The sequence below is a fragment of the Serpentinicella alkaliphila genome (assembly GCF_018141405.1).
Taxonomy (GTDB): domain Bacteria; phylum Bacillota; class Clostridia; order Peptostreptococcales; family Natronincolaceae; genus Serpentinicella; species Serpentinicella alkaliphila.
This window is the reverse complement of sequence record NZ_CP058648.1, coordinates 2567102-2586458: the sequence shown is the minus strand read 5'-3', so window position 1 is coordinate 2586458 and position 19357 is coordinate 2567102. Positions and strand designations below refer to the sequence as shown.

Annotated in this window: 24 protein-coding genes; 8 read left to right on the top strand and 16 right to left on the bottom strand. The window is 30.4% G+C overall.

All coding sequences use genetic code 11. From position 1 onward, the window contains the following. Positions 1-12: 12 nt before the first annotated feature. Positions 13-870, bottom strand: a complete 858-nt coding sequence (gene speB / locus HZR23_RS13185) for an agmatinase (RefSeq protein ID WP_132849266.1) — start codon at positions 868-870, stop codon at positions 13-15. Beyond that, positions 857-1711, bottom strand: a complete 855-nt coding sequence (gene speE / locus HZR23_RS13180) for a polyamine aminopropyltransferase (RefSeq protein ID WP_132849265.1) — start codon at positions 1709-1711, stop codon at positions 857-859. The genes speB and speE overlap by 14 nt, the downstream gene beginning before the upstream one ends. A gap of 319 nt (positions 1712-2030) precedes the next feature. Between speE and HZR23_RS13175 the strand changes: the two genes are divergently transcribed. Together HZR23_RS13175 and ytfJ are read left to right on the top strand one after the other, a co-directional pair. Further along, entirely contained in the window at positions 2031-2705 is a 675-nt protein-coding gene (locus HZR23_RS13175) for a DUF2953 domain-containing protein (RefSeq protein WP_165913737.1), read from the top strand. Positions 2706-2712: 7 nt separating this feature from the next. Then, positions 2713-3159: a GerW family sporulation protein gene (gene ytfJ, locus HZR23_RS13170; RefSeq protein WP_243098260.1), complete on the top strand. Its 447-nt coding sequence runs from the start codon at positions 2713-2715 to the stop codon at positions 3157-3159. A gap of 340 nt (positions 3160-3499) precedes the next feature. Here the strand turns inward: ytfJ and HZR23_RS13165 are convergent, their stop codons facing one another. Beyond that, the gene (locus HZR23_RS13165; RefSeq protein WP_132849262.1) at positions 3500-4933 is read right to left on the bottom strand and encodes a DDE-type integrase/transposase/recombinase; all 1434 of its coding nucleotides are present in this window, start codon (positions 4931-4933) and stop codon (positions 3500-3502) included. Positions 4934-5104: 171 nt separating this feature from the next. Here HZR23_RS13165 and HZR23_RS13160 point away from each other — a divergent pair, with 171 nt between their 5' ends. The 5 genes from HZR23_RS13160 (at position 5105) to HZR23_RS13140 (ending at position 10314) form a co-directional block, all read left to right on the top strand. Further along, the gene (locus HZR23_RS13160; RefSeq protein ID WP_132849261.1) at positions 5105-5521 is read left to right on the top strand and encodes a nucleoside triphosphate pyrophosphohydrolase family protein; all 417 of its coding nucleotides are present in this window, start codon (positions 5105-5107) and stop codon (positions 5519-5521) included. Positions 5522-5618: 97 nt separating this feature from the next. Next, a complete protein-coding gene (locus HZR23_RS13155) occupies positions 5619-6728 on the top strand; it encodes a D-alanyl-D-alanine carboxypeptidase family protein (protein ID WP_132849260.1) in 1110 nt (369 codons plus the stop codon). Positions 6729-7002: 274 nt separating this feature from the next. Next, entirely contained in the window at positions 7003-7932 is a 930-nt protein-coding gene (locus tag HZR23_RS13150; RefSeq protein ID WP_132849259.1) for a sulfide/dihydroorotate dehydrogenase-like FAD/NAD-binding protein, read from the top strand. A 44-nt stretch (positions 7933-7976) separates the two neighbouring features. Beyond that, positions 7977-9257 carry an FAD-dependent oxidoreductase gene (locus HZR23_RS13145; RefSeq protein WP_132849258.1) on the top strand — a complete coding sequence of 427 codons (1281 nt, stop codon included), beginning with the start codon at positions 7977-7979 and terminating at the stop codon, positions 9255-9257. 511 nt (positions 9258-9768) lie between these two features. Beyond that, on the top strand, positions 9769-10314 hold the full coding sequence (locus HZR23_RS13140) for a hypothetical protein (protein ID WP_207667914.1): 546 nt from the start codon (positions 9769-9771) through the stop codon (positions 10312-10314). 879 nt (positions 10315-11193) lie between these two features. Here the strand turns inward: HZR23_RS13140 and HZR23_RS18110 are convergent. The 4 genes from HZR23_RS18110 to HZR23_RS13125 all read right to left on the bottom strand — a co-directional run bounded on the left by HZR23_RS18110 (position 11194) and on the right by HZR23_RS13125 (position 12998). Further along, entirely contained in the window at positions 11194-11301 is a 108-nt protein-coding gene (locus HZR23_RS18110; RefSeq protein ID WP_408641311.1) for a putative holin-like toxin, read from the bottom strand. A gap of 4 nt (positions 11302-11305) precedes the next feature. Continuing rightward, entirely contained in the window at positions 11306-11926 is a 621-nt protein-coding gene (locus HZR23_RS13135) for an HD domain-containing protein (protein WP_132849256.1), read from the bottom strand. 85 nt (positions 11927-12011) lie between these two features. Then, positions 12012-12509, bottom strand: coding sequence for a hypothetical protein (locus HZR23_RS13130; RefSeq protein ID WP_132849255.1), 498 nt, complete (start codon positions 12507-12509; stop codon positions 12012-12014). A gap of 39 nt (positions 12510-12548) precedes the next feature. Continuing rightward, positions 12549-12998: a hypothetical protein gene (locus tag HZR23_RS13125; RefSeq protein WP_165913736.1), complete on the bottom strand. Its 450-nt coding sequence runs from the start codon at positions 12996-12998 to the stop codon at positions 12549-12551. Between the two features lie 7 nt (positions 12999-13005). Between HZR23_RS13125 and HZR23_RS13120 the strand changes: the two genes are divergently transcribed. Beyond that, positions 13006-13176 (top strand): hypothetical protein, encoded by a 171-nt coding sequence (locus HZR23_RS13120; RefSeq protein WP_165913735.1) that lies wholly within the window; start codon positions 13006-13008, stop codon positions 13174-13176. Positions 13177-13450: 274 nt separating this feature from the next. On the opposite strand, the gene HZR23_RS13115 is transcribed toward HZR23_RS13120, so the two are convergent. From HZR23_RS13115 to lepB, 9 genes are all read right to left on the bottom strand, one after another. Beyond that, positions 13451-14875: a transposase gene (locus HZR23_RS13115; protein ID WP_249536691.1), complete on the bottom strand. Its 1425-nt coding sequence runs from the start codon at positions 14873-14875 to the stop codon at positions 13451-13453. A gap of 19 nt (positions 14876-14894) precedes the next feature. Beyond that, the gene (locus HZR23_RS13110; RefSeq protein WP_243098261.1) at positions 14895-15182 is read right to left on the bottom strand and encodes a recombinase family protein; all 288 of its coding nucleotides are present in this window, start codon (positions 15180-15182) and stop codon (positions 14895-14897) included. 32 nt (positions 15183-15214) lie between these two features. After that, a complete protein-coding gene (locus HZR23_RS13105; RefSeq protein ID WP_132849252.1) occupies positions 15215-15508 on the bottom strand; it encodes a helix-turn-helix domain-containing protein in 294 nt (97 codons plus the stop codon). A 184-nt stretch (positions 15509-15692) separates the two neighbouring features. Next, entirely contained in the window at positions 15693-16334 is a 642-nt protein-coding gene (locus HZR23_RS13100; RefSeq protein ID WP_132849251.1) for a hypothetical protein, read from the bottom strand. A gap of 141 nt (positions 16335-16475) precedes the next feature. Then, positions 16476-17195, bottom strand: a complete 720-nt coding sequence (locus tag HZR23_RS13095) for a Type 1 glutamine amidotransferase-like domain-containing protein (RefSeq protein ID WP_132849250.1) — start codon at positions 17193-17195, stop codon at positions 16476-16478. Between the two features lie 20 nt (positions 17196-17215). Continuing rightward, the gene (locus HZR23_RS13090) at positions 17216-17407 is read right to left on the bottom strand and encodes a DUF4177 domain-containing protein (protein WP_132849249.1); all 192 of its coding nucleotides are present in this window, start codon (positions 17405-17407) and stop codon (positions 17216-17218) included. A gap of 72 nt (positions 17408-17479) precedes the next feature. Then, positions 17480-17614, bottom strand: a complete 135-nt coding sequence (locus HZR23_RS17635; RefSeq protein WP_279229902.1) for a hypothetical protein — start codon at positions 17612-17614, stop codon at positions 17480-17482. A gap of 103 nt (positions 17615-17717) precedes the next feature. Continuing rightward, positions 17718-18263 (bottom strand): hypothetical protein, encoded by a 546-nt coding sequence (locus tag HZR23_RS13085; protein ID WP_132849248.1) that lies wholly within the window; start codon positions 18261-18263, stop codon positions 17718-17720. A gap of 489 nt (positions 18264-18752) precedes the next feature. Continuing rightward, a complete protein-coding gene (gene lepB, locus HZR23_RS13080) occupies positions 18753-19259 on the bottom strand; it encodes a signal peptidase I (RefSeq protein ID WP_132849247.1) in 507 nt (168 codons plus the stop codon). Positions 19260-19357 lie beyond the last annotated feature (98 nt).

The following is a 19357-nucleotide window of genomic DNA, read 5'->3' as shown; positions in this document are numbered from 1 at the left end:
TTTATTTATGTATTATTTTTTATTAAGAACTAAAAGCATTTCTCTTATTACTTTTGAAGCTACAGCAGTAGATACACCCGTAGGATCATAATCTGGTGATAATTCTACTACGTCAACCCCAACAATATTTAATACAGACATAATTTTAATAATTTTCATCAGATCACTAAAGGATATTCCACCAGGTTCAGGAGTACCAGTGCCTGGGAAAATAGAAGGATCAAGTACGTCTAAGTCGATTGTTACATAAACAGGCTTATTTTTTATGTTATTTACAACTTCCTCAAGATTATCATAATTAAACTTATTTAAGTTAGTGTGACCTTGAGCTGCCCAATCAAATTCTTCTTTAAGACCAGAACGTATACAGAACTGGTGTATTCTGCCATCACCTAAAAACTCCCATATGTTTCTAATAACAGTTGCGTGGGATTTTGTTTCACCAAGATAATCTGTTCTAAGGTCTGTATGTGCATCGAAGTGCAGAATAACTAAGTCATCATAATACTTTACCGCAGCCTCTACAGCGGGTAATGTAATTAAATGCTCCCCACCAATCATTAGTGGAAATTTTCCAGCCTTATAAATAGAGTCAACAAAAGTTTTAATCATATCTAGAACAGTCTCTCTGTTTCCGAAAGCAAATTCTAAATCCCCAGCATCATGAACTTTTCTATCAAGTAAATCCAAGTCTAGGTAGGGACTATAGGTTTCTAACCCATAGGAGTCAATTCTTATTCTACTTGCAGCAAATCTAGACCCAGGTCTAAATGAGCTTGTCCCGTCATAGGGAGCACCAAACATAACAATTTCCGCTTCTTCTACATCATAATCACAACTTATAAAGCTATATTTATTAAATAGTTCCATTTTCGATTGTCTCCTTAACAAAATTTGGTATAGCAAATGCTCCAACATGCAAATCAGTATTATAGTACTTTGTTTTTAAATTAAATGCATTCCACGCATCTGCTTGTAGGTCTTTAATTGGGTCTAATTTCTTTGAAGCAAAACCAAATAACCAATAACCGGATGGATAGGTAGGTATATTACCTTGATAAATTTTTGAAATAGTGAAAATGTTCTTAATTTTATTATGTGATCTAACAAGTTCTTTCGCATGTGTTTCATACATAGCACCTTCACTTTGGTTAGTAAGAATACCATTTTCAGTAAGTGCATTAAAACAGTCTGTATAAAACTCAACAGAAAATAAACCTTCTCCAGGCCCTATAGGATCAGTGGAGTCTACAATGATTAAGTCGTACTCATTTTTTTTGCTTTTAATAAATTTAATACCGTCTTCATAGTATAAAGAAACTCTTTCATTGTCTAAATCACAGGATATTGCTGGAAAGAACTCTCTTGCAACATCACAAACCATTTTGTCTATTTCAACCATATCAACATGCTCAATTGACTTATATCTCATAAGCTCTCTTACAGTACCCCCGTCACCCCCACCAATTACCAATACCTTTTTGATTTGCGGGTTTACAGCCATAGGTACATGAACAATCATATCATGATAGATAAACTCATCTTTATCTGTAACCATTACAAGTCCATCTAAAGTAAGTAATCTACCATATTCAAAGGTATCTAGCACATCAACTTTCTGAAACTCACTTTGTCCTGTAAATAGATGATCTTTTACCTTTAAAGAAAACTTAACGTTATCAGTGTGTTGTTCCGTATACCATAATTCCATAACGCTTCCTCCTTAAAAAAATTTATATAATTATGTATGAAAAAAAATCAGATGACTCTCTAGTCATCCTATTATGTTTTAATTAAAGTTAATAAATCTATTATCCTTCAAAATACAATAATTATACTGAATGGATGCATTATCTTCCAACCTATATTAAATATATAGATTTTTTCATAAATGTCAATACTTTTACTATAAGTTTTTGTATTTGTTGGTAAAATAGTTAATTCTTTTTGTTATTTATTTAAAAAAGTGTCTATTTATTAGAATTATGGTAAAACTAATGAACAAGTGCGTACTAAGGTGGTTAAAGAGGATGAAGATTATAGTAGGAATAATAATATTTATATTTATTAGTTTATTAGTTTTAATAATTAGATCTAAAATAAAAATCAACTTTTTAATAATGAAAGATGGTGAAGATGACCATATTGAAATTAATGCCAGAGCATTATATGGATTATTCAAATATGAGAAAAAATTTCCTTTCATAGATATAATAAACTCTGGAGAAGACGTATTCGAAGCTCATATTAAGACTAATGCTAAGGTTGGGAATATAGATATTCCTGTGGGAGAAAAAACAGACAAAGCAATAATAAATATGGATGAGATACACTATTATAAAGATAAGATTAAAGAAATTTATCTTACATATAATAAAACAATAAATTATATTAGAAGAAAAATAATCTTTGATAAAGTATACTGGAATACAATAATAGGGACTGGTGACGCCGCAGAAACAGCCGTTATTATTGGTATATTGTGGGGATTAAAGTCTGGAATTTTGAGCTTTATTAATAATAAATTAAAGTTAGATGATATCGATTTAAAAGTGGTACCAAACTATGAAACCACACAGCTAAAAACCCGTCTTAATTGTATAATTTCCTTAAAAATTGGTTATATTATTATTGCATGTATCAAATTTATAATTATAAAAATAAAACTAGAGGTTGGTGAGAAAATTGAACACGCATCCAATTGAATCTTTAATGAAAACTACTATGGAAAGTATCAAAGATATGGTTGATGTAAATACCATTGTTGGAGATCCTGTGGAGACTCCTGAAGGAACTGTAATTATTCCTATCTCTAGAGTATCATTTGGTTTTGCTTCAGGTGGTGGAGACTTCAATAATGATACTGAAAATCCTAGAGCTGGTGGGGATGATACTGCTAAGAAAAATGAAAAGTTTCCATTTGCTGGGGGTACAGGAGCTGGAGTTTCAGTTCAGCCAGTAGCATTTATGGTAGTTGGCAAAGGTCAAATGAAACTAATGCCTGTAGACCAAAGAGCTAATATGATTGATAATTTAATCAATATGACGCCTAAAGTTCTAAATGGTTTACAAAATATGATAACAAATAATAAGAAGAATGGACAAAAACAACAACAGCCACTTCACGATGTAAATATAGTATTGAATGATGACTATTAAAAATAACTGATAAGAGGACTACTTGGTCCTCTTTTTAGCTTCTTTCTTAATCAGGAGCCACAACATATTGAATTGTTAAAAACCATAAATAAGGGTATAATAGTTCATATAGAGGGTAGTGTCAAATAACCTATGAAAAAATTAAAGAATAAATAAATTCAAACTCTTGACTCTAAAATAAATTCAAATGATGCACTGGAGATACCGAGGGCGAAGGGTGGAGATATAAATTTAAACATGACTAATACACCCTCGACCTTAGATTGTATCATTTGAATTTATCAGTCAAGAGTGTTGACCGCCCAGCGCGGGAACCTTGGGCTCTGGATAAAGATATTGGCTAAGCAGGTTGTTTAGACTTAATATATTCCTCGCTCATCTTAATTAAAGTAAGCCATTTAGCGGGCATATGTTCAAGAGAATTAAGTTTAGGTATTACAGCAGGAACATTGCCATCTAGCTTACTGTGAGGCCTAAGAAAGTTAAAGTAAGCAACAAATAAAGTAACATTAGCAACTGACCCAGGTTCAGAACCATAGCCAGTGGTAGCCTTATAATTGCCCTTAAAGGTACGATTAAGACGTTCAATAATCTGCTTAAGAGGACGAAACTCTTTGGAAACAGGATCTTCATTAGAAAGACCAATAACTTGAGTAACATCAAAATTAATATTATGCTGAGCAAAGAACTGCTGAGCTAATAGATAAATGGGATTACCATCAGTGATTAGATTTAAATTATCAGGTAAAGTGTTTAATTTAGATAAAAGTGAGTCAATGGCTTTAATAGCATTAAGAGTATCCCTATGCTTAGAGACATTGTAAGATAATATTATTTTCTTAACAGCATCAAAGAAAAAGAAAATATAATGCCATCTACCATTTACTTTAATATAGGTCTCATCGCCACAAAAAGAGTCAGATAGATCATATTCAAAGCCATCAACAAAAGGTTTAACAATAGGAGCTATGGCTCTAGTATAGTTTAAAATAGACTGATGAGAAATCTTAACTCCATGAACATCATACATTAAAGCAGCAGTCTTTCTAGATGGTATACCATAATTAATATGGTAAGTAAGAATTAGGCCTAAGACATGATGTGAGACTTTGATAGAAGATAAATCAACCTTAGGTAAAACAGAATTCTCCTTAGAAAGAGGAACAAAATCAAAGTGAAACTTACGGTAAATATAGTGATGTTTAAATCTATAGGGTTCCTTAGCAAAGAGCTTCTTCTGATCAGGTGACATTAAACGGATATTTTTCTTGTAGAATGAGCAATTCATGCTAGTGCACTTAAAAACATCAAAGTCTTTACGTTCCTTAATCTTTTCCAGAGCGCAGTGACAGAATGGACAGTGAATAACAGTATCCTTAGAAGGATTAAAAGGAAAAAATGTAGAGTTACAGACCTTACAAAGGTATTGACCTTTACCGCCATTATTATCGTAGAAGTAACCGTGAGGAGCACCACAATAAGGGCATGTCAAATGAGCTGGTGGGATGTTTTTACCTCTGTACTTTATTGGTTTTAACTCTTTATTATGCTTGAGCTTAAAGTCCATGAGCAACTTATCGTAATCATAGATTTTGGTAATAGGCAATGGACCTAGTATAGGTAGTGGATCAACAGTAAGCTTATGATATTTTTTATCAATCGGAGTATCAGCCTTAGGGGTAAAGTTTTTACCTACTAGCATAAGAAAAAGAAGCTCAATAATCTGAGTTTGTAGTTGAATAAAGGTAAATAAAAAAGTAACTAATTGATGCATATAACTTGCTCCTTTCGTTTGGTTTTGATTTTTGTTTTTTCGCAACTACAAAATACACCAAAACAGGGGGAGGAGCAAGCTATAATATAAAATTTAGAAATAAAGGGCTGTTGAAGGATTATAACAACAATTTTTTTGACAGTACCATATAGAGTTAGGGGGATTAATAATATGGATATAAAAGAGGCTATGGAAATAATATGGTCTAATAGAAAATACAGTACAAATGATCCTAAAACCGCCGTAAGTCATTTAAATGAAGAGGTAGCCGAATCCTTAAAAGCACTTATGAAAGGTGATGTAAATAAAGCTAAAAAAGAACTTAAAGACGCCATGTCTTGCTTATTTATAGCATTAAAGGTTTTAGATATAGATATTATAGAGGCTGTTGAAGACCAAGTGAATCAAATGAAAAAAACAGAGAATAAAATTATGATTATAAAAAGTGATAAGGTTGAAATATTTGTAAATGACGGGCTTAAAGGCAGTTGGTCAATTTGGAGTAACGATGATATAGAAGAGGCCGAAAAAATAGGTAAAGAATTTGGATGTAAAATAATATATGAAAACGTTGAAAAAGATAAGTAAATTTTTAGACTTATCTTTTTTTATTTATAAGATAAGTGTTTTTGAGAATAATAATATAAGTGATTTTTAAACTAAATAAATTTGAGGTGATTTTATTTTGAAAAAACTACATAAAACACTTATATTAACACTAGCTTTAAGTCTTTTTTTAAGCATATTTACCGCTAATGCATTTGCTATCGATACTTCAGGAGCAGCATCAATAGTAATTGACGTAAGTACAGGTAGTATTCTTTATGAAAAAAATATTCATGAGAAACTACCTATGGCAAGTACTACTAAAATTATGACTGCACTACTTGCTATAGAAAATGTTGCTATGGATAAGATAGTATCAGTTAATCCTAAGGCACAAGGAATTGAGGGCTCTTCTATTTACTTAAAAAGTAATGAAAAAGTTAAAATGGCTGATTTAGTATATGGACTAATGCTTAGATCAGGAAATGATGCAGCTACTGCTATTGCGTATGAAGTAGGAGGAGGTTCTTATGAGAAGTTTATAGAGTTAATGAATAAGAGAGCAAAGGAACTAGGAGCTCTCAATACAAACTTTATGAATCCTCATGGTCTATACCATAAAGAACATTACACTACGGCCTATGATCTAGCAATAGTAACTAGAGAAGCATTGAAAAATCCAGTTTTCAAAGAAGTTGCTAGGACTAAAATGTGGGTTGCCGAAAGAGATGAGTTTAAATACTTTTCTAATAAAAATAAAATACTAAATAGCTATGAAGGTGGAGATGGTGTAAAAACAGGATTTACTAAAAAGTCCGGTAGATGCTTGGTTGCTTCTGCAACTAGAAATAATATGCAATTAGTTGCTGTTACGTTAAATGATGGGAACTGGTTCAATACTACTATGCAACTATTAGACCATAGCTTTGAAAACTATAGTCCTTATATACAATTTGAAGAAGGTCAGAATGTAAAACGTATCTATGTTGAAAATGGGGATAAAGAATTCACATACGTTAAAACCGATAGCAAGCTTATCATTCCACTTAATAATAATATAGATAGTAAAGTGATTTCTGTATTTGAATTACCTGAACAAATCGAAGCACCAGTGAATCAGGACCAAGTAATAGGTTCAATTTTAACATATGTAGATAATAAACTAGTGGATAAATCAGATCTATTAACCACTGAAAACATACAAAAGCTAACATTAATGGATAAACTAAAAAGGTTCCTATTTAATTAAATATATCTATCTTAAAATATTGGAGCAATGCTACTCCGATATTTTTTTTATCACAATATAAGGTATTAATACATAAATTAATATGTAGTTAGTATAAAACAAGAACAATTATACAGTACTTTATTTTAATATTCGTCAATAGCTCAGATTGAAATTTAAGCTATTGCTTTATACTTTATAAATTACAATAATATTAAATTACTTGTAACAATATACTAGCTATTTCAATATTCTGATATTATAATATTTATCGCATAAGGGAGAGGGTAAAGGAATGAACAAAGAACAGTCTTATTGCATAGATGTAGGAAGCGAATATTGCCCTTGTTACTTAGCTGAAACAATGAATTGTATTACATGCTCTCATTTGCAGAATCAAAAATTTTGTAATTGCAATTGGAGAGGTACGTGTGTTTATCAAGAATTCTATCATTGTGGTAGCAAACTAAAAGAGTCAAGAGAAGCTATAGAAACTAAAATTTTGAATAAAGAAACTATAGGAAATGTAATAGTCCTCACAATAGCCGTACCTCACACATTAGCAAGACAGTTAAATCAACCTGGTGCATATGTGTTTGTTAGAAGTAAAAATTCTAATCAATTTTTTGATACGCCTATGTCTATTATGGAAGCTGACCCCGTAAAAGATATAATCAAAATGGCAATTCAAATACATGGTGTAAAGACAAAAACTATAAATAACGATGCAGAGGACACTATTCTAATAAGAGGGCCTTACTGGAATGGTGTTTATGGCATAGAACATCTTAAAAGAACAGAAAATGATAAATGCTTATTTTTAGTAAGAGGCGTTGCACAAGCCCCTGCTTTACTAGTTATAAAACATTTGCTATCCCACAATAATACTGTAGATGTATTGTTAGATGGTGGCTCTATAAAACATAATTTTATAACAGAAAATCATGGAGTTAACATAATAGGGAACTATAATTTAGCAAATGAAGATACACAAAAATTCATTAAGGATTTAATTAGTAAAGAGAACTATGAAATTGTCTTCATTGGTACTACTGATCAATTAAGGATGAAAATAGTTAAAAGAATTCCCGAACTTAATAATAAAAAAATTGTTGCTACAAATAATCACGAGATATGTTGTGGTGAGGGTATATGTGGTTCTTGTAAAGCATACGACATAAATGGATTTAGAATTAAAACATGTAAAACTCAAGTAATTTTATAATTCTGAGAATATGACTATGACAAACAAGGTAAGGGGGATTTTACGTGGCAAAGGTAGTAATTATAGGTGGGGGTTGGGCTGGTTGTGCTGCTGCAATAACGGCAAAAAAAGCTGGCGCTGACGTTGAAATATATGAACGAACTGACATGTTAATTGGATTAGGTAATGTCGGTGGTATTATGAGAAATAATGGTAGATATACTGCTTCAGAAGAAAGTATACTTTTAGGCGCAAAAGAACTATTTGAGATCACCGACCAATGCTCCCGTCATAAGAATCTTGATTTTCCAGGACATAAACATGCAAGTCTGTATGATGTTACACTAGTTGAACCTAAAGTAAGAAATTTACTTAAATCCATCGGAATTAAGCTGCATTTTCAAAGCAGAGTAGTTGATGTTGTTAAAGAAGGTAGTGAAATAAAAGGCATTAAGTTACATGATAATACCATAGTTGGTGGAGATGTTTTCATAGAAACAACCGGATCCACAGGATCAATGGGTAACTGTTTAAAATACGGTAACGGTTGCGCTATGTGTATTTTAAGATGTCCTTCCTTTGGCCCTAGAGTAAGTATAAGTCATAAGGCAGGAGTTGAGGATATACTAGGTCAAAGAAAAGATGGTTCCTACGGTGCATTTAGTGGCTCCTGCAAATTAAATAAGGACTCATTATCTAAGGAGCTTAGAGATAAATTAAATAAAAAGGGTGTTGTAATCCTTCCATTAGAACAAGAGGATATCAATCATGATAAGTTAAGCATGAAAGTATGCCAGCAATATGCTTTAAGCGAATATGCCGAGAATATAATTCTATTAGACACAGGTCATGCGAAGTTAATGGCACCTTTTTATCCATTAGAAAAACTGAGAAAGATACCAGGCCTCGAAAACGCTAGATATGAAGATCCTTATGCTGGTGGAGTAGGTAATTCTATAAGATATTTATCTATAGCACCAAGAAACAATAATATGAGAGTCAAAAACATAGATAATCTTTTATGCGCCGGGGAAAAGGCAGGTTTGTTTGTTGGTCATACAGAAGCAATAGTCACAGGTAGTTTAGCAGGCCATAATAGTGTAAGACTATTTCTAGGCATGCCATTGTTAGAACTTCCAAGAAATTTAGCTTCCGGTGACCTAATAGCCTTCGCTAACGAGGAAGTAACCAGTGATGATGGCTTGATGAGAAGATATACATTTGCAGGTTCTGATTATTTCAGTAGAATGAAAGATTTAGACCTATACACTACAGACACAAAAGTGTTAGAAAATAAAATATATAGGTTGAATCTATTAAGCATATATAATGATAAACTCCTATAATAAACAGGGCCTAAAGCCTTGTTTAATTTTTTTATCTGATTTTCATGTGATATGTATTATCAATTAATAGAATTAAAAAATGTCGAAAGTACACTAACATGCAACAATTGCCCTATAATGTTTGTCGAATATAGCAATATGTTAATTTCGACAACATTTTTCTTTGGAAATATATTGTCGAAATTCGATAGTCTCAGTTGTCGACATTTGATATAGCGCTTACATAATATACATTTTAATTTGTAGAAATAAGTCTAATAATTTAAAATATATTTATAATAAAGGATTAAATATGATTTTCTCTTAAAATAATAATATTAGTGCTAAGGGCGTTGGGGATAATAATAAGATAAATCTTATATAAAAAAGGAAGATTAATTATGAAATCAATATCTATGGTTAAGATGCTTAATACATTGTCCCTGTATATTTTTATAAGTGGGGCGAAGAGGATGATTTCGAAAACTTTATTACATTAGGATTTTCCAGTGATATATTAAAGACCCTTGATATGATTGACTTTCATGAGTCTTGGGGTTTCGATTCACTTAATAATTTTTATGCACCCATAATTTTTTCAAGTAGACAATGGATTAAATTTGAAATGAAATTTTTTCAGATGTTTAGACAAGCGTGTAATATAATATTTGCACATAAAGAAATAATAGTTACTCCTTACCTAGAAAGAAATTGGCTTCTCTATAACAACAAAATTGAGGACAAACAATATGACTGGATACAGAATGATTATAAAGAATATATAGTGCTACTTGAAGAGGCTAGGATAGAAAATCCTATTCCACAATGGAACAACCAGTATAGAGGAGGTATAATAACAAATTTTATTGAATTTGAAATTCAAGGTAAGATAGCAGTGAAAGGGCTTCCGTTGTTGTTTTTTAATAACGGAGATAGATTTGTTACGATTACTGATTATCTTACTATAATGATTAAGTTTAAAGATAAATATATTTTAGAGAGAGCAAAAGCTAAATTGCTGAAGATTGGTTTAGTATTGTATAAAGATAAACCAGTAATATCCAGTGATGAGCAATAGAAACTTGAAGAATGATACAATATAAACATTTAAGTAAATATAATTAAGCAAGTAAAACAAAAAAGCTCAAGTAATTAAACAAATACTAATAAGACAAATAACTATTAACAATGATTTAAGCAAATCCTTACCAGAAAAAAACAAACTAGACCTAAAACAAATTTATAATTACTTAATTAATATTATTGAATAGATATAGTTTGGATAAATTTATAAAATAGGAAAGTAATTAATTTAAAAATTATCCTTATAATTGTTGTTTTTTCAAGGGAAAAAAGGTCTAATCCAACTATTCTTTAAATGTATATTTAGGGAATAGTTGTCTAAAAAATAAAAAGTATATTAACCCAATGATATTTTGGTCTTATACTCCGCCCTATTTATTATTTAAAGTAAATCTTGCTATTAACACTCTTTAAAGTATCATACTTAGAAAGTTGATTAATATTTATATATCTCATAAATGTTATTTTGGTAAGAAAACTGGTAATAATGGCCTTTATAAATCCTGGTTTCACATACTTAAGACTTTCCCACTTTTTAATTTTATGTGCTAATCTTAAGCCGTAACTCATCCTCATTTAAACATTTATCTATAGGTATTTCTATATCTTTCTTAATAGCTTCACTTAATAATTGTTAGATAATTTATAAAATAGTCTCAATCATAGTTTCATCATCTTATTCGCCTATCGAATATACATTTCCTCTAAAGAATTCAACTTTAAGCTTGCTTTTGCTCTACTAGAAAAGTAAAAAATTATGTTATTTTTTTATAATAATGTGGTATTATATATAAAAAGGTAATCGATGCTGCAAGGTGTTGTTGCCACAAATGGACTAAATCAAATTAATCACACTGCGGGTTGGGCAGGGTGATTATTTTTTTATCCTGAAATTCAGGATAGCTATTACCAACATAGAAAACAAAATCATAAGTAAAATTGATTCATATACTGAATATAGTAATCTCGAAAATAGAAGTATCTTATCAGTTCATATAAATCATATATTTCTTTAGAATATTAGTTCTCTTTTCTGCAAGTGTTTTTCCGGTCGTAGTATGCATTAAATCAGTTATTTTTACGATGCTAGAATACAACACATCTATTTTAAAGTCTAATTTCTTGTCAAGCCGTTCAATTGTTCCTTTGTCAAAATTAAATACCTTACAGTCTGCCTGGTCCATCGAAGAAATTGTTCTTGTTAAAGAAATTGACCCTGTTACATCTAAGCGATCAGCATCCCGTAGTATTTTAGCTTCAATAGAGTCAGGTTTAATACTTTTATTTAGTGAACATTGTTTAATGGTACTATACACCTTGGGTATTTTCTCATGGGGATACCCATTTATTTTATTTAAAACTTTGACTGCAAAACCAGCACTTTCATAAGGACCATAATTGAACTTGGAGTGTCCCTTAGGGTACCAGAAAATATCATGGAACAAAGCAGAAGGTACGATTACATCAAGGTCACCACCTTCTTTTTTAGCAATAAACTCTGCCTTAATTAATACTCTAATAGCATGATTAATTTCATTAGAAGAAGAATCTTTTTGAATATTTTGTTTAGCAATTCTTATTAATTTAGCTTTCATTTCTTTATTCATAAATGTCCTCCGTTATAAAGGTTGTAATTATAAAAATAACTACTATAAAGAGAGACTATGTCCTCTTTTTAGTAGTATTTGCATTTTAGGCTACTATTACATATTTAGGATAAAGCTTTTTATAAACTAAATAAAGATTTATGGAAGCAATAATAAAAAATAGAATTCTAATAGACTCATATGATATATTTAACCCTAAAGTAATACCGTTTATGTCTCCGCCTACAACAAAAGATAAAATAGATAAATATAGGGGATCAATCAACATAAACAACAGGGTAACGTAATATAAGTATATTTCAATTGGTTTTTTGTTTAATCCTAGAATTCCGTTGGTTGAAAAAAATAAAAAATAACCAATAGAGATAGTTACTATACTACTAAGTCCCGAAAACATAGCCAGTTTAATCCCACTAATAGTAAGTGGCTCAGCTATCATAACTTCAATACCTAATGGATTTACTCTAATTCCTTCATAAATTCCATATTTAAAAGCTTGAAGTAAATGTACACCTTCGTGTATCAATATGTAGGTCAATGCACTTAAAATAAAATAAAAGTATCTTCTAAAATAACTTTTCATAGCTAGTCTCCATTCATCTTCAACTAGTTTTTATAATTACTACCTATTCATTTCCTTAGGATCCTCGTATACACCATTAATTGTTTTAACCCAGTAACGTAAAAAGTCCATCGGTGGATAATAAACGTGTACATACTGAATAGTAACATCATTTTTAGATAAAAAATTGTTCAGCTCAAATGTAAACTGAAATTCTCTTGACAGGTCAATCATAAATAATGTTATATTCTTTGAAGAATCATAGTTCGGATTTTTCTTAATTACAGCATTTAGATCCTCTGATAAATATGTATCCTCTTCTTTTATTATCTCGAAGTTCTTTAAACTCGAGCTACTTATAATTGTACCCTCTGGCAAGTGTATAGCAATAAAATCCTTGCCATAACTATATCGTTCAAATTTTTTAATCCATCTTCCATTGACTAAATACTCTTGATTCTTTTGAATTAATTCAAGGTCTAATGCCTCCGGAGAAGTAATGTACATCAAGTTATATATGAAGTTATATATAACTCCAAATATTATTAAAGGAATTAAAAGTAGAACAATAGATATTTTTCTGTTAGTATTAAATTTTTTAATCCCAAAAAATAATGGTATTAAAATTAAAGCTAATATAATAAGTAGCGAAATTACCGATAATGGCATATTAAAACCTGGTTTCTAAAACTGCACTAAACAGTATCATAAACTACTATTTATTGTAGTTTTTCACTTTTTTAAAAAAGCGGTAGCATCACAGGATTCAGCTACTAAGGTGCAGTCACTTGACTACAAGCTCCGCATACTTACAGTAAGCCTTAATTACATGTAGTAATTAAGTACAACAGAACTAGAAGTGTTGCCTCTCCCTAATTTTATATCTACTGCTGCTAAAGGCTTTTCCTTCTAGGTGTCCTTTAGCAAGATATTAGCTTTTATATATTTAAAATATCAATGTATCATGATATATTAAGCAATAATTTCCTGTGCTTTAGCCACAAACTAGGATATTCACCACCTTTCTTTTTAATTCTTTGGTTTATTATTGACCACTTTTTCCAGTTAACCTGTTTATTGAATTTCTCTAATTCACTTTTTTCTAATAACTTAGTTTTTAATACTTTAGGAATTTTTTCATTAAATCCAAATGCCCTACGAGCTATAACTAAAGCAGCTCCATTATGAACATCTAGCCCATACTGATGACAATACTTATAAAGACCTATTTTACTAGTGAACTGCGGCTTCACTTTAAAGCGCTGAATATTTTCTCTTATAGCTCTAGTATCTAGCATTGATAACAGCTTGCCATAAATAAACTGGTGCTTAGTTCTAGCAAATTTAGATTTCACATCTTTATCGTTTTTGAATTTTAAATCTTCAAACGCTATAGCACATTGTTCGGACTTAGCTATATTCACCACATTTCTTATTAGTTCACCGCAAAGATTTTCTCTTCTATCAGTTCGTGCATACAATAATTCTGATTCCTTCAGATACACCGACCACTTATAGTTGCCATCTTTATCAAGCCTCGTTAAAGCCAATCCATCTGGATTCGTGTCCACTCCAATAACCCCGTTAAAGAGGTTAAACTCTTCTTTATATTCTCTAATTTTGCTTTCATCTATAGTTATGTGGCAGTAAATTTTGTCATCCTTTTTTATTAACTCTACTTGATAGGCTTCACCAGTTAGTAGGTAATCTGAAATTATTTGCCTATAGTTTCTACCATTGATTTTACCTGTTTTTTTGGAAAGCTTTTGAGGTAAATATAGAGGCACTCTTATTTTTACAGCTTTGTTATTTTCATTTTTCTCTAAGGTAGATATTTCTAAAAAGGCCATGTTGTTTGTAATAACTATTCTTAAATTCGGATTTCCTTTTTTAGTTTTATCTCCTCTTGAATAGTAGTTATTATCTCTTAAGCTTTTCCATTCTTCATTGGAAATTAGTCCTTTGCATCTTCTAATGAAATTATTTCTCCCACCAAAGATGATTTTAGGTATAGTGTCATTATCTATATGGTTTTTATAAAACTCTTGCTTCTTTTTTCTTTTTTCAAGTTTTTTAGTTAGAGCATGAGTTTTTTTCTGTGACTTAGCTTTTTCCAATTGTTTTTCTATAGCTTTAACTTTTCTAGCATAGTTTTCATAATAATCCTTAATCAATGATTTTTGTGAAGCAATCATCTGCCTTGCGGCCTGAGCAGCATCTTTGCTTTGGCGAATATTTATCCCATACTTATGAGCTATTAATTTTTCGAGCTCACCTTTCTTAATCTTTCCTTCATTAAGTCTCTTAAATGCGAATCTTTTAGCTGATGAAAAAACAGTCATTAATTCACTTATTTCGTCTAGATATTCGTTAGAAATATTAATCAATACGCCCTTAACGGTAGTCTTAATTGCCTTCACCTTCTTTTTCTAATCTAAATAAAGTTTCTTTGACTTTCTTGCCACCTCGTTTGCCATAAATTCTAGCTGAAAAAGAAGTAATTATTGAAATCATATCTTCGACCATTTCTTTGTTTAAACCTTTTTCTTCTTGACTCTCTAGAACAATCACCTCGACATTGTGAGATTTGCAATATTCTTCTATATATCTATAACCAAATCTCGCAAGTCTTTCTTTATACTCTATTATTAAATAATTAATTTCTGAGCTTTTAATATCTTCAAGTAACTTTATTAATTCTTTCCTGTTTTCATTAATTCCACTAGCTACTTCTTTGATATGTGGTATTTATTTAATACTGCATACTCCATCAACCTGTTTATTTGCCTGTCTAGATTTCCTGATTCTTGCTGTTTTTTTGTTGAAACTCTAGCATATATTAAGCAATTCTTAAGCGTATGATGTGTGTATTTCTTATTTAACATCCTATCCAAGTCTTCTATTTTATATCTTCTATGTTTTCCAGCTGTTCTAATAGGGCTGAAAACACCCTCATCTTCCCACCTAAGAATTGTGGTTCTTGAAACATTTAAATATTCACAAGCTTCTTTCTGAGTCATTATTTTATCAGAAATAAAATCATCTCCTTATATCTAATAATAGCATATTTAAAGATGAATAAAATGCTTTTTATTGTGTTTAAATACTATTTAATGCTATTTTTCTAAACTGTTTTTACCTCCTTAAAATCACTTTGTATCAAAAAATAAGGAGGGATTTTGCAACCCCTCATTATATTATGATTTATATTGTCCATTGATTATGAATTATTCCTACAAGTAGCCATTTTCCCTCAGATTCCTCAAATACTAGTCTTAAGCTTTCCCAATCCATGCCCGCATATTGAGGATCGAAGCCGGGAAAATAATATTCAACAATTATAGGGGTTTCGTATACTTGAAATTGATTTTCTAAAACGTTACCGAAACTAAGAACTGTATTATATCCAATTTCATCAGCATTAGCAAAATCAGCACTGTAAACGAATTTTTCGTAATATTCCTTAGGACTTAATAATATTTCCGTACCGATGCCATCATAGTATCCCCACATAAGCTCACTTTGGTCATTTGATAACTCATTTATTTCATCCTTAGTTAACACAACATCATTATCTATTGACACATGAGTATATGGTGTAAACCTCACTCCCTTAGTAGGATGAACAAATGTAGACAATTTTTCAAAATCACTGTTTTTTAAGGCAGTAATCACTTCAAGTGATGAATCTTGAATTATTTGCTCTGCAAATTCTGGCTTAATGATTCCATCTTCATTTAGCTCATATTCAATTTTGTTATCCTGTCTTTTTTCAAAAACACATCCAGTAAATAATGATACAATAGTGATAAGAATTAAAAATAGTATAGTTAGTTTTTTTATCAAAAGTAATACCTCCTAGATAATTAGATATACTTTAGACTATTATATATAAAGAATAGTTCCATTTAAATAACTCCAAAATTTACAAGCCACAATGCATAAATATACAGTTGTGATGATGGTTGCATATTTATGCAATTAAATTCACTTGCCTAATTCATTATTCACCAGATATGTAATATTAGATAATGGTTCTTCTCTTATTTCATCCCCATCTAAGGAAACCTTATAGGCTTTAGACTTGTAGCTCGAACTTATAACTTTATACAATTCATCATTGACATAGTGCAATGCCACTCCATCATCTATGGCTATGCCATCTTGTATCTCCTTTGAATTTAAGAGTCTATGAAATGCAGGCCTGCGCTTTTTATCATAATCATAATGAGGGCAGCTACTGCCCTTAAGATATCCTAAACATTCTAATTTCGTTAGTTCACCTGGTATAGAATCCGTTACACCTTCTTCAAACCAACATATAGCACCAGCACTTAAACCTGCTAAAATAATGCCTGAATCATATGCTTTTTTTAGTATATTGTGAAGGTTCCATTCTTTCCACAAAGCAAGAAGATTTTTCGTATTTCCTCCACCAACATATATAATATCCTTGTTCATTATAAAGTCTTCTAAATCACTAGTAGGTGGATTAAATAATGATAAATAACTTGGGACACAGTTAAGACTGCTAAAGAAACTATAAAATTTTAGGATATAGCTTTCATCATCACCACTTGCCGTCGGTAAAAAACACAGCTTAGGATTGGTTTTATCGCTTTGATTAAGAACATAATAGTCTAATATTGAGTTAGCTGGTTGCATAGAAAACCCACCACTGCTCATGGCTATAATCTGCTTTTTCATTTGCTTACCTCACTTTATAGTTATTTCTTTCTCTCAAATATAAGCTCAAAGTATTCGGCTGCACCATACCCAATTGTTGGTGGAGCAAAAATTTGTACTAAACGCCATCCTTTTGAAGCATGTTCATGAATCACTTCATGATAATCCTGAAGTGGCTTTCTACCTCTAAGACCAGATTTTAAATCTATTTTTATAAATTTGTATTCGTGCATCCACATCCTCCCCCGTCCTTTGGTTATTTATATACCTCTTTGTTTTCCCTAGCTAAATTTAATCTTTTTAAATTATAATATGTTTTCATCTTTTAATTCTTTTATTGCATTCTTTATAGCCAATTTTAATATAAAATATAGTACTAATGCAGGGATAGCAAAATATATAAGTATTATAAATAATTGTATTAAACCGAAAGTACTCATATAAACACCCCTCTTTACTATAAAAATAAAACTTAGGCTATCATTATCTATCTAACCTAAGTTAATTACTTCTATATTGATTTTACCAAACTTTAACATAATTTTACACATCAAAATATAAGTATTTAATTTGCCAGCTTATAGTTTCAAAAAACAATGTCATAAAAATTGGGGTAATAGTCGGTTCACCATTTTCATCTAAATAAAATAATCTAGTGTGAACAATAAAACTGTTTTCCAAATCATTATATTCATACCCCTGTAAAACCATATCTTTAAGTGTTTCACTTTTACTACATAGTAACCATTCACTATCTGGTTCATCCAAGGAAGAATATTTAATATAAATGTTGCCGTTAATATCCTCTAAAGTAAAATTACTTGATAGCATACTAAGCAATGTGGTTTTATCACAACTACGCATTGCTCTGAAAAATTCTAATGTTTTATTACTTACATTTGCGAAATTCTTATCTAATAATTCATACACATCAACCTTAGTCTGTAATTCGTAAAGCTCATTTTCTAACTCAGTTATTCTTAAATTTAGATCCTCTGTTTTTAAAGTGGTTGAATCCTTAGCATTACAACTCACCATAAACACACAACATAATAATATTATTATAAGTCCAATTCTCTTTTTTAACATCCATTGGCCTCCTAGATGTTTATTTTTAGGTTATAATATTATGTATCTATCTATCAAGTTTTAACCCATCTATTCATAATATATACTCAGAAAAAGTAAAATAAAACTTAATTCTAGAATTTATAAAACTAATTATTAGGAAAATACTTAACAGCAATAATTTATAAACATTTATTTATTTTTACAAACAGATATGCATAGATTTTAACGATCCTAAAGTATAAATCTCAATCATCTAGATAAGGCTCATTGGCAGATTTTTCAAACTAAAACAGTTCTTTTTTGGGCCTTTAATAAGAATAGATTTTACAATCTAACACTCTAATTATTATTGTTTGTTAACTCCACCTAAATGATAGATAATAATTCTGAAATATTATTAATCATATTTAATATATAATTTTTTTAAATATAAGGTTTTTGTATTATCGCATAATAAGGGGTAGTTAGTATACGTTCAACTATCTACCCCTTTATATTAATAATTTTCTATATAGAACCAATATTTTTAAATGGAAATAGTCGTACATATGCTCTTCCAACTATAATTGATTCGTCAACTAACCCGACTGCCCAATGCCTACTATCCTTACTATCATTTCTATTGTCCCCTAACACAAATACTTTGCCTTCTGGGACTATTACTTCCAAATCTGAAGATAAATAATCATCTTCAAAGATATATTCCTCAATTAATTCCACATCATTAATATAGACTACACCATTAAGGATTTTAACTACATCTCCACCTACACCTATTACCCTTTTAATATAATTTGTGTTTTCTATAGATTTAAATACAATTATATCTCCATAGGTGAAATCCTTTACTTTATAATAAGCTTGATTAGTCAGTAAAATATCTTTATGCTGTAATGTTTGATTCATAGAATCTCCATAAACTATTGTTGGTCTGGCAAACATAACTAAAAATGCTGCAAGTATAACGGAAACTCCTAGGGCCTTAATCCATTCAATTGCTTCGTTTTTATTCATAATTTGAACCCCCTATTTTGTTACTAATATAAATGGATATATTTGTTTAATAGTATTTTATCACAATTTTTTACTCTTCACTATTTTAAATTATCAAT